This window comes from Streptomyces sp. NPDC001852 (genome assembly GCF_042891825.1).
Taxonomy (GTDB): Bacteria; Actinomycetota; Actinomycetes; order Streptomycetales; family Streptomycetaceae; genus Streptomyces.
The window spans coordinates 207,383-221,007 of record NZ_JBIATN010000001.1 but is presented as its reverse complement, the minus strand read 5'-3'; the positions used below and the strand labels follow the sequence as shown (position 1 = coordinate 221,007).

General features: G+C 72.8%; 14 protein-coding genes. 9 read left to right on the top strand and 5 right to left on the bottom strand.

Annotated features, from left to right (window positions below; translation table 11 throughout):
• Positions 1 to 94: 94 nt before the first annotated feature.
• Entirely contained in the window at positions 95 to 1,132 is a 1,038-nt protein-coding gene (locus ACFYZB_RS00910) for a medium chain dehydrogenase/reductase family protein (protein WP_388752693.1), read from the top strand.
• A 134-nt stretch (positions 1,133 to 1,266) separates the two neighbouring features.
• Here the strand turns inward: ACFYZB_RS00910 and ACFYZB_RS00905 are convergent, their stop codons facing one another.
• Positions 1,267 to 1,959, bottom strand: coding sequence for a TetR/AcrR family transcriptional regulator (locus ACFYZB_RS00905; RefSeq protein WP_388752690.1), 693 nt, complete (start codon positions 1,957 to 1,959; stop codon positions 1,267 to 1,269).
• Positions 1,960 to 2,104: 145 nt separating this feature from the next.
• On the opposite strand from ACFYZB_RS00905, the gene ACFYZB_RS00900 reads away from it, so the two are divergent.
• Positions 2,105 to 2,554, top strand: coding sequence for a nitroreductase family deazaflavin-dependent oxidoreductase (locus ACFYZB_RS00900; RefSeq protein WP_351205417.1), 450 nt, complete (start codon positions 2,105 to 2,107; stop codon positions 2,552 to 2,554).
• Between the two features lie 78 nt (positions 2,555 to 2,632).
• Here the strand turns inward: ACFYZB_RS00900 and ACFYZB_RS00895 are convergent, their stop codons facing one another.
• A complete protein-coding gene (locus ACFYZB_RS00895) occupies positions 2,633 to 3,874 on the bottom strand; it encodes a geranylgeranyl reductase family protein (RefSeq protein WP_351205415.1) in 1,242 nt (413 codons plus the stop codon).
• Between the two features lie 140 nt (positions 3,875 to 4,014).
• Between ACFYZB_RS00895 and ACFYZB_RS00890 the strand changes: the two genes are divergently transcribed.
• Together ACFYZB_RS00890 and ACFYZB_RS00885 are read left to right on the top strand one after the other, a co-directional pair.
• Complete coding sequence (locus ACFYZB_RS00890) at positions 4,015 to 5,370, top strand: dipeptidase (protein WP_388752686.1); 1,356 nt, start codon at positions 4,015 to 4,017, stop codon at positions 5,368 to 5,370.
• A gap of 62 nt (positions 5,371 to 5,432) precedes the next feature.
• On the top strand, positions 5,433 to 6,137 hold the full coding sequence (locus ACFYZB_RS00885; RefSeq protein WP_388752683.1) for an MBL fold metallo-hydrolase: 705 nt from the start codon (positions 5,433 to 5,435) through the stop codon (positions 6,135 to 6,137).
• Positions 6,138 to 6,159: 22 nt separating this feature from the next.
• Here the strand turns inward: ACFYZB_RS00885 and ACFYZB_RS00880 are convergent, their stop codons facing one another.
• Both ACFYZB_RS00880 and ACFYZB_RS00875 read right to left on the bottom strand, forming a co-directional pair.
• Positions 6,160 to 7,203, bottom strand: coding sequence for an NUDIX domain-containing protein (locus tag ACFYZB_RS00880; RefSeq protein WP_388752680.1), 1,044 nt, complete (start codon positions 7,201 to 7,203; stop codon positions 6,160 to 6,162).
• A gap of 144 nt (positions 7,204 to 7,347) precedes the next feature.
• Positions 7,348 to 7,557: a hypothetical protein gene (locus ACFYZB_RS00875; RefSeq protein WP_388752677.1), complete on the bottom strand. Its 210-nt coding sequence runs from the start codon at positions 7,555 to 7,557 to the stop codon at positions 7,348 to 7,350.
• Positions 7,558 to 7,729: 172 nt separating this feature from the next.
• Between ACFYZB_RS00875 and ACFYZB_RS00870 the strand changes: the two genes are divergently transcribed.
• From ACFYZB_RS00870 to ACFYZB_RS00855, 4 genes are all read left to right on the top strand, one after another.
• Positions 7,730 to 7,882, top strand: coding sequence for a hypothetical protein (locus ACFYZB_RS00870; protein WP_388752674.1), 153 nt, complete (start codon positions 7,730 to 7,732; stop codon positions 7,880 to 7,882).
• 61 nt (positions 7,883 to 7,943) lie between these two features.
• Complete coding sequence (locus tag ACFYZB_RS00865; RefSeq protein ID WP_388752671.1) at positions 7,944 to 8,297, top strand: hypothetical protein; 354 nt, start codon at positions 7,944 to 7,946, stop codon at positions 8,295 to 8,297.
• Positions 8,294 to 8,968 carry a maleylpyruvate isomerase family mycothiol-dependent enzyme gene (locus tag ACFYZB_RS00860; protein WP_388752669.1) on the top strand — a complete coding sequence of 225 codons (675 nt, stop codon included), beginning with the start codon at positions 8,294 to 8,296 and terminating at the stop codon, positions 8,966 to 8,968. Before ACFYZB_RS00865 ends, ACFYZB_RS00860 begins: the two co-directional genes overlap by 4 nt.
• A gap of 307 nt (positions 8,969 to 9,275) precedes the next feature.
• Positions 9,276 to 11,297 (top strand): NPCBM/NEW2 domain-containing protein, encoded by a 2,022-nt coding sequence (locus ACFYZB_RS00855; protein WP_388752665.1) that lies wholly within the window; start codon positions 9,276 to 9,278, stop codon positions 11,295 to 11,297.
• 114 nt (positions 11,298 to 11,411) lie between these two features.
• Here the strand turns inward: ACFYZB_RS00855 and ACFYZB_RS00850 are convergent, their stop codons facing one another.
• Positions 11,412 to 12,362 (bottom strand): ROK family protein, encoded by a 951-nt coding sequence (locus ACFYZB_RS00850; RefSeq protein ID WP_351205399.1) that lies wholly within the window; start codon positions 12,360 to 12,362, stop codon positions 11,412 to 11,414.
• A 209-nt stretch (positions 12,363 to 12,571) separates the two neighbouring features.
• On the opposite strand from ACFYZB_RS00850, the gene ACFYZB_RS00845 reads away from it, so the two are divergent.
• On the top strand, positions 12,572 to 13,621 hold the full coding sequence (locus tag ACFYZB_RS00845) for a LacI family DNA-binding transcriptional regulator (RefSeq protein ID WP_351205397.1): 1,050 nt from the start codon (positions 12,572 to 12,574) through the stop codon (positions 13,619 to 13,621).
• Positions 13,622 to 13,625 lie beyond the last annotated feature (4 nt).

The following is a 13,625-nucleotide window of genomic DNA, read 5'->3' as shown; positions in this document are numbered from 1 at the left end:
AGATGAAGTCACTTTAGTTATAGCTTGTAACTCAAGCGATGCCGCCTAGCTGTGCGCGGCGCATCAGCCACCCCTTTCCGACCTGGAGGTCGTCATGGAGAACAGGAAACTCGTGGAGGTCGTCCTGCCGGGCACGGTCGAGCCGGAAGGGCTGCAGCTGCGGCACCGGGACGTGCCGCTGCCCGGTGCCGGGCAGATCGTGGTGCGGGTGGAGGCCACCGGGGTGTCCTTCGCCGAGCAGCAGATGCGCCGCGGCCGCTACTACGACCAGCCGCCGTTCCCGTTCGTGCCCGGCTACGACCTGGTCGGTACGGTTCTCACGGCCGGTGCGGGCGTCTCACCCGGCCTCGCCGGAAAGCGGGTGGCGGCGCTGGTGAAGGTCGGCGGATGGGCGAGCCATGTGGTGCTCGACGCGGCCGACGCGGTGGAGGTGCCCGCCGGGATCGGCGCGGCGGAGGCGGAGACGCTGGTGGTCAACGGGATCACCGCGTGGCAGATGCTGCATCGCAGGGCCCGGGTGCGCAGCGGCGGAACGGTCCTGGTCCACGGCGCGAACGGCGGTGTCGGCACGGTCCTGGTCCAACTCGCGCGTGCCGCCGACCTGAAGGTGATCGGCACGGCGTCCGCGCGCCATCACGAGGCCCTGCGCGAACTGGGCGTCACGCCCGTCGACTACCGCACCGAGAACATCCCGGCCCGGGTCAGGGAACTCGCCCCCGGCGGGGTCGACGCCGTCTTCGACCATCTCGGCGGGCGGAGCGTCACCGACTCCTGGCGGCTGCTCGCCCCGGGCGGGACCCTCGTCGCCTACGGCAGCGCGACCACCCGGGACGACTCGGGCTCCAAGCAGTGGCCCGTGCTGAAGATCCTGGGCCGGGTGTGGTGGTGGAACGCGCTGCCCAACGGTCGCCGCGCGTACTTCTTCAACGTGTGGGCCGGTCGCGCCCTGGCCAAGGACCGCTTCCGGAGCCGGCTGCGCACCGACCTCACCCAGGTGTTCCACGCCCTGCAACGCGGCGAGGTCACCGCACGGATCGCCGCCCGGCTGCCGCTCACCGAGGTCGCGGAGGCGATGCGGCTGGCCGAGTCCGGCACGGTGACCGGGAAGGTCGTCCTGATTCCCGGTGCCTAGGCTGCGCCCGGGAGCTGCGCCGCACCCGGCACCATCGGCCGTCCGTCGCCCCCCATCGACGCCCGGAACCCCCGCAGCGCACGGAGGAGGACGGGCTCCGCCAACTCGATCACCAGGTGCCCGGCCGCCCGGCGTCACGTGCCGATCAGCCCCACCCCCTGGGCGAGCCGGGCCGCCGCATGACGGAAGAAGGCCTCGCGGTCCTCCACCAGCCGGTGGTACTGCCCGAACAGCTCGAAGCCGACCAGCCCGAACAGCTGGGACCAGGCTGCCACCAGCGCCACGGCCGCCTCGGGGGGCAGGTCGGGTGCGAAGTCCGCCGCCATGCGCTCGGCCTCGGGACGCAGCTCGGCGGGAAGGGGGAGATCGGCGAGGCCGGGCCCCTGGAAGGCGTCACGGACGATGCCGATGAGGAGCAGGCCCACGCGCGCGGCGGCCGGGACCGTCGTCTCCGGGGCGGAGTAACCGGGCACCGGGGACCCGTAGATCAGGGCGTACTCGTGCGGATGAGCGAGGGCCCACGTCCGCACCGCCTCGCACACGGTCGTCCAGCGCCGCACGTGATCCGCGCCCGCGACCGCCGCGTGGGCCGTCTCCGCCGCCTCGCCGAGGGAGTCGTAGGCATCGATGATCAGGGCGGTGAGCAGCTCGTCACGGCTGGGGAAGTAGCGGTAGAGCGCCGAGGAGACCATGCCCAGCTCGCGGGCGACGGCCCGCAGCGAGAGCTTGGCCGCGCCTTCCTCCGCCAGTTGTCTGCGCGCCTCTTCCTTGATGGCCGCCGTGACTTCCATCCTGGCCCGTGCGCGGGCGCCCTGTGCGGTGCTCATGCCAGCAGTGTGCCACGACCGGAGAGCAGTGCACACAACAGAGAGCGCCGAACAGAAAAGAGAGCAGTGCTCTTGCGCCAGGGCGCCTGCCTCCCCCACACTGGAGTCAACCGAGAGCACCGCTCTCCCAATCGTGGGGGTCACCATGTCGACACACGTCAAGAAGCCCGGCTGGTTCACCGTGAACGTCTTCAACCGGGCGGTCGCCTGGCTCACCCGGCGCGGCGTCAGTGTCTGGGGTTCCCGGGTCCTGGCGGTGCGCGGGCGCAAGAGCGGAGAGTGGCGCACCACTCCGGTGAACCTGCTGACGGTGGACGGACAGCAGTACCTGCTCGCCCCGCGCGGCCATGTCCAGTGGACCCACAACATGCGGGCGGCCGGCGGCGGCGAGCTGCGGCTCGGCAACAGCGTGGACGTCTTCACCGCCGTCGAGGTCGCCGACGACGACAAGGTCCCGCTGCTGCGGGCCTACCTCAAGCGCTGGAAGGCGGAGGTCGGGGTCTTCTTCAACGGCGTCGGCCCGGACTCACCGGACGAGGACCTGCGGCGCATCGCCCCCGACCACCCGGTCTTCCACATCACGGTCGCGAACTGACCGGAGCCCGTCGCGGCTCGGCGCGGACCGGTGCCGTCCCCCCACCGGCCCGGTCCGCACGGGCTCCGTCCGGCGCGGTCAGGAAGCCGCCGGATCCTCCACCGGGACCGCCGGTCCCCGGTCCAGCGCGGTCAGGGCGCGCTGGGCGAAGGGATGGGTGCGGACGATGTCGCCCAGGGAGGTCGAACCCTGGGTGATGTCGCGGAAGGCCCGCCATGCGGGGCGGAAGCCGGTGAGGGCCGCGTGGAAGAGACCGGGGCGCCTCTCGAACACGGTCAGCAGGCGCTTGCCGACGCTCATCTCGACGCCGAGCCCGGCCTTGATCGCGAACGCGTAGTTCAGGGCCTGGCGGCGGGTGTCGACCGCGTCGTGCGCCTCGGCGATGCGCACCGCCCACTCCCCCGCGAGCCGGCCCGAGCGCAGCGCGAAGGAGATGCCCTCACGGGTCCACGGCTCCAGCAGCCCGGCCGCGTCACCGCAGACCAGCACCCGGCCCCGGGACAGCGGCGAGTCGTCGGCGCGGCAGCGGGTCAGATGGCCGGAGGAGATCGACGGCTCGAAGCCGGACAGGCCGAGGCGGGCGGTGAAGTCCTCCAAGTACCGCTTGGTGGCAGCGCCTTCACCGCGTGCGGAGATCACGCCGACCGTCAGGGTGTCTCCCTTGGGGAACACCCAGCCGTAACTGCCCGGCAGCGGCCCCCAGTCGATGAGCACCCGTCCCCTCCAGTCGTCGGCGACGGACTCCGGGACCGGGATCTCCGCCTCCAGGCCGAGGTCCACCTGGTCCAGCTTCACCCCGACGTGCGCTCCTATGCGGCTGGCGCTGCCGTCCGCGCCGACGACCGCGCGGGCCAGCACCGTCTCGCCGCCCTGGAGGACCACGGCGACCGTGCGCCGGTCGGGGACCGCCGAGCCGTGCTGCTCGACCCGCTGCACCGTGACGCCCGTACGCAGCTCGGCGCCCGCCTTCTGGGCGTGCTCGACCAGCTGCTGGTCGAACTCGGGCCGGTTGATCAGACCGAAGAGCATCTGCTTGGAGCGGCGGGTGCGGGTGAAGCGGCCGTTGTTCGAGAAGGTGACCGCGTGCACCCGGTCGCGGAAGGGCAGCTCGAAGCCGGGCGGCAGCGCGTCGCGGGAGGGCCCGATGATGCCTCCGCCGCACGTCTTGTAGCGCGGCAAGCCGGCCTTCTCAAGCAACAGCACGCGCCGGCCCGCGACCGCGGCCGCGTAGGCCGCCGAAGCCCCGGCGGGTCCCGCGCCCACCACGACGACGTCCCACACCCGCTGCACGTCGTCCGCCGAAGAGTTCTCGCCGCTCACGTTGGTCTACCGCTCCGATCAAGCCGCTGCCGTGGTGTCCCTGGCATCCTACGGCGGCCGTCGTCGCAGGCCACTGTGGGAGTATCGGGGCACATACCCTGTTCGAGCTGTTCAACGTCGCACCCACGAGGAGCGTGCCCATGTCGTCGAATCCGGTCGCCGAGACCGTCGCCTCGCTCATGCCCAGGGCGAAGGCGGAGCTGGCCGAGCTGGTCGCCTTCAAGTCGGTGGCGGACTTCACGCAGTTCCCGAAGAGCGAGAGCGAGGCCGCCGCGAACTGGGTCGCCGACGCGCTGCGCGGCGAGGGATTCGTTGACGTGGCCCTGCTCGACACCCCGGACGGCACGCAGTCGGTCTACGGCTACCTGCCGGGCCCGGAGGGTGCTAAAACGGTTCTTCTCTACGCGCACTACGACGTCCAGCCCCCGCTGGACGAGGCCGGCTGGACCAGCCCGCCGTTCGAGCTGACCGAGCGCGACGGCCGCTGGTACGGCCGCGGGGCCGCCGACTGCAAGGGCGGCGTGATCATGCACCTGCTCGCCCTGCGCGCCCTGAAGGCCGACGGCGGCGTCCCGGTGAACGTCAAGGTGATCGTCGAGGGCTCGGAGGAGCAGGGCACGGGCGGCCTGGAGCGGTACGCCGAGCAGCACCCGGAGCTGCTGGAGGCCGACACCATCGTGATCGGCGACGCGGGGAACTTCCGCGTCGGCCTGCCGACGGTCACCACCACCCTGCGCGGCATGACCCTGGTCCGGGTACGGATCGACACCCTCGCGGGCAACCTGCACTCCGGCCAGTTCGGCGGTGCCGCTCCGGACGCGCTCGCCGCCCTGATCCGCGTGCTGGACTCGCTGCGCGCCGAGAACGGCTCGACCACGGTCGACGGGCTGGACGCCACGGGGACGTGGGACGGCCTGGAGTACACCGAGGAGCAGTTCCGCGCGGACGCCAAGGTGCTGGACGGGGTCGGGCTGATCGGTGACGGCTCGGTCGCCGACCGCCTCTGGGCCCGCCCGGCCGTGACCGTCCTCGGCATCGACTGCCCGCCGGTGGTCGGCGCCACCCCGTCCGTGCACGCGAACGCCCGGGCGCTGGTCAGCCTGCGGGTGCCGCCGGGCGTGGACGCGGCCGAGGCGACCAAGCTGCTCCAGGCGCACCTCCAGGCGCACACCCCGTGGGGCGCCCGGGTCACCACCGAGCAGATCGGCCAGGGCCAGGCCTTCCGCGCCGACGCCGCCAGCCCGGCCTACCAGGCGATGGCCGACGCGATGGCGGTCGCCTACCCGGGCGAGACCATGCAGTACGCCGGGGAGGGCGGCTCCATCCCGCTGTGCAACACCCTCGCCGGGCTCTACCCGCAGGCGGAGATCCTGCTCATCGGCCTGAGCGAGCCGGAGGCGCAGATCCACGCGCTCAACGAGAGCGTCCACCCGCAGGAGCTGGAGCGGCTTTCGGTCGCCGAGGCGCTGTTCCTGCGCAACTACGCGGCGGGCTGAGCCCTTCTGCCCACGGCAGAGCGCCCTCGCCCACGCGCGGGGGCGCCGCCTACGGTCGGCGCATGGACGTCATCGAACTGCTCCCCCGGCTCCACCTCCTGCGTTTCCCCGTCGGCCAGGCCTATCTCTGGCGCGACGGGGCGGAGTCGACCCTGATCGACGCAGGCCCGATCGGGGCGGGCGACGAGATCGCCGGCGCGGTCACGGCGCTGGGGCACGCGCCGGGCGACGTACGACGGATCGTGCTGACCCACTTCCACGAGGACCACGTGGGCGGGGCGGGCGAGTTCGCCGCGCTGAGCGGTGCCGAGGTGCTGGCGCACCCCCGTGAGGCGCCGTTCGTCCGGGGTGAACTCCCCGGCCCGCCCCCGCGGTTCGAGGAGTGGGAACTGCCGATCCACGCGGCGGCGCTCCGACAGCTGCCCAAGGGCAGGCCGGTGCCGCCGGCCGCGCTGACCACCGTGTCGGAGGGCGATGTCCTGGACGTCGGCGGCGGCGCCCGGGTGCTGCACGTCCCGGGGCACACCGACGGCAGCATCGCCCTGTTCCTGCCCGAGCACGGCGTGCTGTTCACCGGCGACACGGTGGCCGCCTCGCCGGTCGACGGCACGGTCATGCCCGGGGTTCTGAACCTCGACCGCGCTCAACTCCTCGTCTCACTGGGCACGTTGGCCGAGCTGGATGCCGAGGTGGCGTGCTTCGGGCACGGAGATCCGGTCGTGGGCGGCGCCGCCGCGGCCCTGCGCAGGGTGGCGAGCGCCCGCTGACCGTACGGCGCCGGCCGGCGGCTCAGCCGACCGGCACCCCCGCCTCCAGATACAGCGCGGTCCCGCGCTCGCGGGCGCGCAGGGCCCAGCGCAGGCGCTCGTAGCGGACCGGGGGCAGCATCTCGGCCGCCTCCTGCTCGGTGGCGAAGCGCCAGTCGCGCAGCTCCGGGCCCGGCAGCAGCACCCGGGACGACTCGCCGGACTCCAGCCGGCCGCCGTCGAACAGCAGCCGCAGTCCGCCGAAGCCGGGCGGTACGGGCCGTTCCCAGTCCACGACGAGCAGCCGGGGCACCTCCGTGAGCCGTATCCCGGTCTCCTCGGCGACCTCACGCATCCCGGCGCGGGCCGGCGCCTCGCCGCGCTCCACCACGCCCCCCGGGAACTCCCAGCCGGGCTTGTAGGTGGGGTCAACCAGCAGCACCCGGTCGTGCTCGTCGAAGAGCAGCACCCCGGCGGCGAGGGTCTCGGCGGTCGGCTCGGGGGTCTGCACGATGTCGCAGGGCGGTACGGCACCGCTGCCGACGGCATCGGCGACGCGGACGGCGGTGGCGTACGGGGTGAGGTCGCCGGTGTCCAGCAGGTGGGCGTCGGCGGTGAGCCAGGCGGCGAGGGCGGCGCGGTAGGGCTCGATGTGGTCGTAGGCCCACTGCCGCACCCGTATCTCGCCGTCGGGGAGGTCCGGCGGGACCTCCCGCCCGGCTATCCGCTCGCGCAGGATCGTTTCCGCCGGGGCGAGCAGGAAATGGTGCACGGGGATCCTGCGGGCGGCGAGGCCGCCGAAGATCTCGTCGCGGTACTCCTGGCGGAGCAGTGTCATCGGCACCACGAGGGTCCCGCCGAGTTCGGCGAGCATCGCGGCCGCCGTGTCGACCACGAGCCGGCGCCAGATCGGCAGGTCCTGGAAGTCACCGACCTCGGCGAGGCGCTTGGCCGGCAGAAGGTGCGTGAGCCCCGCGCCGATGACCTCGGGGTCGAAGAGCGTGCTGTTCGGGATCAGCTCGATCAGCTCCCGTGCGGTGGTGGTCTTCCCCGCACCGAACGCGCCGTTGATCCAGACGACGGTCACGGACTCCCCCTCTTGTGTTGGCCCCCTGAGGCTTGCCCGCTCCACCCTGCCACGGAAACCCCGCCCCGGTGAGGGCGCCGGAACGGCAGTGCCGGCGCCCCCGGGCGTCGAGGGCACCGGCACACACGCCGTCGGCCGTCGGGGCTAGTGCTGAGCCCTGGGGGCGTGGTCGTCGACGGTGAAGCTGTCCAGGGAGACCGGGTGGCCGGCGGCCGAGTCGAGCGTGTTCGAGACGTCGAGGCCGTCGAGGGACATCCCGGTGGGGCTCTTGTCCGCCGCGTGGGAGGGCGTGACGGCGGCCACGACGAATCCGGTGGCCAGGGTGGCGATGGCGAGCATGCTGCGCTTCTTCATGCGCTGATCAACTACGAACCGGGCCGAGGGTCACGCGGATACCTGCGAGTGGGCGACCGGGGTTACCGTCCTGGAGGGGGCGGGGCACCGTCCCGGTGGGGCGAGGGAGGGTCACCGTCCCGGTGGGTGGACCGGATCACCATCCCGGTGGGCGGACCAGGTCACCGACCCGGTGGCAGGGCGCGTGGACGAGTCCGCCGGTGACGTCCACGGCGAGGCGCAGGGCAACGCCGCGGCGGTGCACAGCATGTTGTCCGCCGCGTCCGGCCTGGCCGGCACGCTTCCTGCCGAAATCCGCTGGCCCGCTCCCGTGCGGGGCCGGTAACGTCCGTCGACGTTCCGACCTGCCCGCCGGCTCCGCGGGCCCCGACCGGAGATACGCGATCATGACCAGCCCGCCCCTGACGACGACCCTCTGGCGCCCCACGGGCCCCGAGGAACTGGAGCTGGTCCGCGAGCTGGACTGGCGGTCCTGGCCGCCCCGGCTCCCCGAACAGCCGGTCTTCTACCCGGTTCTCAACAAGGACCACGCGATCCGTATCGCCCGGGACTGGAACGTCCAGCACGACGGCGCCGGTTTCGTGACCCGGTTCGAGGTCGACACGGAGTTCCTCAGCCGGTATCCGGTCCGGCAGGCCGGCGGCGAGACGATGCTCGAACTGCGGGTTCCGGCGGAGGAGTTGGACGAGTTCAACGCCCATGTCGTCGGCCGGATCGAGGTCGTAGGGGAGTTCCGGTGAACGGGCTCCCGGTCTTCCGCGCCGGAGCCGGTCGCATCGAGGAGGTCGTGCGCTCCGGCGACGGCCTCGTGCGGGCCGCGGCCGACCTGTCCGGCACCGAACTCCGCGCGCCGTCAGGGCTGCCCAGGTGGACGCGGGGTCATGTGCTCGCCCACGTCGCCCACAGCGTCGACGCCTACGTCTGGCTGCTGCGGCTCGCGCGGACCGGCCGCGCACCCGGCCCCCGCGCGGACGCGGCGATGCTGGCCGCGGCGGTCGAGCGGGACGCTGCGCTGTCCGCCGGGCGGCTCGCGACCCGGCTGCGCGAGAGCCTGGACCGTTTCGCGGCGCAGGCACGTGCGCTGCCCGGTGCCGCCTGGGACCAGCTGGTCCCCGCGCTGGCGGGCTGGCGGCACCCGGCCTGGTACCTCCTGCTGCGCTGCCTGCGGGAGCTGGAGACGCACCACCTCGACCTGGGCGTCGGCCACGGCACGGAGCAGTGGCCCGACGGCTATGTCTCCTGGGCGCTGGACGACACCCTCACCACGCTGCGCGCCCAGGGTTTTCCACTCGCCTCGGTGGAGGCCGTGGATCTCGGCCGGCGCTGGTCCATGACGTCGGGGGGACCCTCGCCGGGGCCGGGCACCAGGTGCTCGGCTGGCTCGGCGGACGGACTCCGGCCGATGCGCTGACGGTCGACGGCCCGGCCCCTCCGCTCCCCGCCCCGCCCGCGTGGCCGCAGCCGCCGTTGCCCGGCTGGGGCCGCGTCGACGACGAGGCGTGAGCTCCGGAAGCGAACACATCCGAACGCCGGACAGCAGTCAAGGAGTCAAACCCTGCTGTCGTCAACCCGTCTGACGGGATATCGGACAGTCGAGCCACACCTCTTCCAACAGAGTCCGACAGGTCCTACCGTAATCGCGCACAGCTGACCCATACATGACGCCCTGGCGCCGCCCTGTCGTCAGCCACCTTTCGCGAGTCGGAGGAACGTCAACGATGCGTCACCCTCACACCCGCACCACCCGCCGAAGAGTCCTCGGAGCACTCACCGCAGGCCTGCTGGGCGCGGCCGGCCTCGCCGGCCCCGCGCTCGCCGCCCCCGCCCAGGAACCGGCCGCCCCCGCCCTGGCCGACGGTCTCGCCCTCACGCCGCCCATGGGCTTCAACAACTGGAACTCCACGCACTGCCGCGCGGACTTCAACGAGACCATGGTCAAGGGCATCGCCGACCTCTTCGTGGCGAAGGGCCTGAAGGACGCCGGCTACCAGTACGTCAACCTGGACGACTGCTGGGCCCTGCCGCAGCGCGACGCCGCCGGCAAGCTGGTGCCCGACCCGGCCCGCTTCCCGAACGGCATCAAGGCCGTCGCCGACTACGTCCACTCCAAGGGCCTCAAACTCGGCATCTACACCAGTGCCGGTACCAAGACCTGCAACAGCGCGGGGTTCCCCGGCGCGCTCGGCCACGAGTACAGCGACGCGCAGCAGTTCGCCGACTGGGGTGTGGACTATCTGAAGTACGACAACTGCAACAACCAGGGCGTGGACGCGAAGCAGCGGTACACGACCATGCGGGACGCGCTCAAGGCGACCGGGCGACCCATCGTCTACAGCATCTGCGAGTGGGGCGAGAACAAGCCCTGGGAGTGGGCCTCGGGCGTCGGGCATCTGTGGCGGACCACCGGTGACATCAGCGACAGCTGGTCCTCGATGGTGTCGATCCTGAAGCAGAACCTGCCGCTGGCGCCGTACGCCGGACCCGGCCACTGGAACGACCCCGACATGCTGGAGGTCGGCAACGGCGGCATGACGGACACCGAGTACCGCTCGCACTTCTCCCTCTGGTCGGTCATGGCCGCGCCGCTGCTGATCGGCACCGACCTGCGCAAGGCCTCACCTGCCACCTTCGGCATCCTCGACAACAAGGAGGTCATCGCCGTCGACCAGGACCCCCTGGGCAAGCAGGGCACGGTCGTCTCCTCGGCGGGCGGACGCTGGGTGATCGCCAAGGAGATGAAGGACGGCAGCCGCGCGGTGGCCCTGTTCAACGAGTCCGGCACCGCGCGGCGGATCGCCACCACCGCGGCCGCGGTCGGCCTCCCCGACGCCTCCGCGTACACGCTGCGGGACCTGTGGCAGCACAGGAGCTACAACTCCGCCGGCACCCTCGCGGCGACCGTCCCCGCCCACGGCACGGTCCTGCTGCGCGTCTCGGCCGACCCGCACTGGGCCGCGTACCCGCCCGCCACCGAACTGGGCCTGGACGGCAGTCCGTTGCTGGAGGCGGGCACCCCGGCCACGCTGACCGGCACCGTCACCGACCTCGGCCGCACCCCGGCGCGGCGGGTGTCCGTGTCCCTCACCGGCCCCGACGGGTGGACCGTACGGCCCGTATCGCCGGCCACGGCCGGCAGCCTGGCCACCGGCGGCACCCTGCGCACCCGCTGGACCGTCACCGCACCGGCCGGAACACCGACCGGCTCCTACGGCCTCACCCTCCAGGCCCGCTATCTCTCACCGCGCGGACAACGCGTCACCAGCACCCTGCCGTCGACCGCGTCCGTCGTCGTCCGGCCGCCCGCCGGGACGTCGTACCTCAGCGACCTGCCGTGGCTGTCGGCGACCAGCGGCTGGGGCCCGGTGGAGCGCGACACGAGCAACGGGGAGAGCGACGCGGGCGACGGCCACCCGATCACCATCGGCGGCACCGTGTACGCCAAGGGCCTCGGCGCCCACGCCCCCAGCGACGTCTCCTTCTACACCGGCAAGGCCTGCGCCAGGGTCACCGCGGACGTCGGCGTCGACGACGAGAAGGGCACGAAGGGCACCGTCACCTTCGAGATCTGGGCCGACGGCACGAAGGTCGCCTCGACCGGCGTCCTGACCAACGCGATGCCCGCCCAGCCCCTCACCGCCGACATCACCGGCGCCCAGGTGATCGACCTGGTCGTCACCGACGCGGGAGACGGCAACGACTCCGACCATGCGGACTGGGCCGACGCCAGGCTGACTTGCTGAGGGCGCCCGCCCGCCGGGCGGTTGAGACCGTACGCGCCCGCGGGTGCGCGGGGGCTGATCGCACAGTTCCCCGCGCCCCTTCGGGGCGCTCGCAACTGCGCTCCAACCGCCGGTTCAGACCCCCGCCGTAGCGTCCGGCCGCCGCACCAGCGCAGCGGCAGCCGCGCCGACCAGCCCGGCGTCCGTGCCCATCTGCGCGGGGACGACCGTCAGTCGCTGGACGAAGGAGAGGGTCGCGTAGTCGGTGAGCGCCTTGCGCAGCGGGGTGAAAAGGATGTCGCCCGCCTTGCCGACGCCGCCGCCGATCACGGCGATGTCGATCTCGACCAGGGTCGCGGTGGCCGCGATCCCGGCGGCCAGCGCCTGTGCCGCACGCTCGAAGGAGCCCACGGCGACCGGATCGCCCTCGCGAGCGGCGGCGGCCACGGCGGCGGCCGAGGTGTCGCCGTCGGACCCGGGACGCCAGCCCTCCTCCAGCGCGCGGCGGGCGATGTTCGGCCCGCTCGCGATCCGCTCCACGCAGCCGCGCGAGCCGCACGGGCACGGGTCGCCGTCGAGGTCGACGCTGATGTGACCGATGTGCCCGGCGTTGCCGGTCGGCCCTGGGTGCAGCCGGCCGTTGAGGACCAGGCCGCCCCCGACGCCGGTCGACACCACCATGCACAGCGCGTTGTCGTGGCCGCGCGCGGCGCCCTGCCAGTGCTCGGCCGCCGTGATCGCGACGCCGTCGCCGATCAGCTCCACCGGGAGCCCGCCGGTGGCCGCACACACCCGCTCGACCAGCGGAAAGTCCCGCCAGCCCGGCACGTTCACCGGACTGACCGTACCCGCCGAGGCGTCCACGGGGCCGGCGCTGCCGATGCCGAGGGCGCCGGCGCGTTCCCACAGCGGCGAACCGGCGAGGTCGTCGAGCACCTCCTCCACGGCCCGCATGACCGTTTCGCCGTCCTGCTGGGCGGGAGTGGCGCGCTGGGCTCGGGCCAGTATCCGTCCGTGGCCGTCCACGAGACCGCCGGCGATCTTGGTACCGCCGATGTCCAGGGCCGCCACGAGGTCGGTGTGCATCAGAGTCAGACTCCCCGTTGAAGCTCGCAAACCAAGGAAAGCAGGCCGGTCAAGCGGTGGGGGCGCAGGCCGACAGACAGCGTTGGACAGTGTCTCTCGCATCTGACAACGTTGTCCAGGCTCTATGCTCGACGCCACATCCTCATACAAACCGAGGATCGACGCACCACCTCGTGGACAAGTCGTACGACAGGACAGGACACCGCATCGTGCCCGACACCACCCGCCGCACAGACAGCCTTTCCGGCACCAGGTACGGCAACCGCCCGACCATGAAGGACGTGGCGGCGCGGGCCGGGGTCGGCCTGAAGACGGTCTCCCGGGTGGTCAACGGCGAGCCCGGCGTCACCCCGGACACCGAACGCCGGGTGCAGGAGGCGATCAACGCGCTGGGCTTCCGCCGCAACGACAGCGCCCGGGTGCTGCGCAAGGGCCGTACGGCAAGCATCGGGCTCGTCCTGGAGGACCTCGCCGACCCCTTCTACGGTCCGCTCAGCCGCGCCGTCGAGGAGGTGGCCCGGGCCCATGGCGCCCTGCTGATCAACGGCTCCAGCGCCGAGGACCCGGAGCGCGAGCAGGAGCTGGCGCTGGCCCTGTGCGCGCGGCGGGTTGACGGTCTGGTGGTGATCCCGGCCGGGGACGACCACCGCTATCTCGAACCGGAGATCAGGGCCGGCGTGGCGACCGTGTTCGTGGACCGTCCGGCCGGGCGCATCGACGCCGACGTGGTCCTCTCCGACAACTACGGCGGTGCCCGGGACGGCGTCGCCCACCTCATCGCACACGGCCACCGCCGGATCGGCTTCATCGGCGACATGCCGCGCATCCACACCGCCGCCGAGCGGCTGCGCGGCTACCGGGCGGCCATGGAGGACGCGGGGATACCGGTCGAGGACGCCTGGATGTCCCTCGGGCAGACGAATCCGGAACGGGTACGCCGGGCGGCGGAGGAGATGCTCTGCGGACCCGACCCCGTCACCGCGATCTTCGCGGGCAACAACCGGGTGACGGTCACCGTGATCCGGGTGCTGGCCGAACACTCCCGCCGGGTCGCCCTCGTCGGCTTCGACGACATCGAGCTGGCCGATCTGCTCCAGCCGGGCGTCACGGTCGTCGCCCAGGACGCGGCCGCCCTCGGCCGCACCGCCGCCGAGCGCCTGTTCCGCCGGCTGGACGGTGGTCTCGTCGCGCCGGAGCGCATCGAGCTGCCCACCCGGCTGATCACGCGCGGCTCGGGCGAGCTGCCGCCGGCCGACTGAGCCG

Bases quoted from the DNA above. Each gene is read 5' to 3' on its own strand.
- ACFYZB_RS00900 (WP_351205417.1), top strand. From the start codon at position 2,105: ATGTCGACACACGTCAAGAAGCCCGGCTGGTTCACCGTGAACGTCTTC.
- ACFYZB_RS00885 (WP_388752683.1), top strand. From the start codon at position 5,433: ATGGACGTCATCGAACTGCTCCCCCGGCTCCACCTCCTGCGTTTCCCC.
- ACFYZB_RS00905 (WP_388752690.1), bottom strand. From the start codon at position 1,959: ATGAGCACCGCACAGGGCGCCCGCGCACGGGCCAGGATGGAAGTCACG.
- ACFYZB_RS00850 (WP_351205399.1), bottom strand. From the start codon at position 12,362: ATGCACACCGACCTCGTGGCGGCCCTGGACATCGGCGGTACCAAGATC.
- ACFYZB_RS00865 (WP_388752671.1), top strand. From the start codon at position 7,944: ATGACCAGCCCGCCCCTGACGACGACCCTCTGGCGCCCCACGGGCCCC.
- ACFYZB_RS00855 (WP_388752665.1), top strand. From the start codon at position 9,276: ATGCGTCACCCTCACACCCGCACCACCCGCCGAAGAGTCCTCGGAGCA.
- ACFYZB_RS00875 (WP_388752677.1), bottom strand. From the start codon at position 7,557: ATGAAGAAGCGCAGCATGCTCGCCATCGCCACCCTGGCCACCGGATTC.
- ACFYZB_RS00910 (WP_388752693.1), top strand. From the start codon at position 95: ATGGAGAACAGGAAACTCGTGGAGGTCGTCCTGCCGGGCACGGTCGAG.
- ACFYZB_RS00890 (WP_388752686.1), top strand. From the start codon at position 4,015: ATGTCGTCGAATCCGGTCGCCGAGACCGTCGCCTCGCTCATGCCCAGG.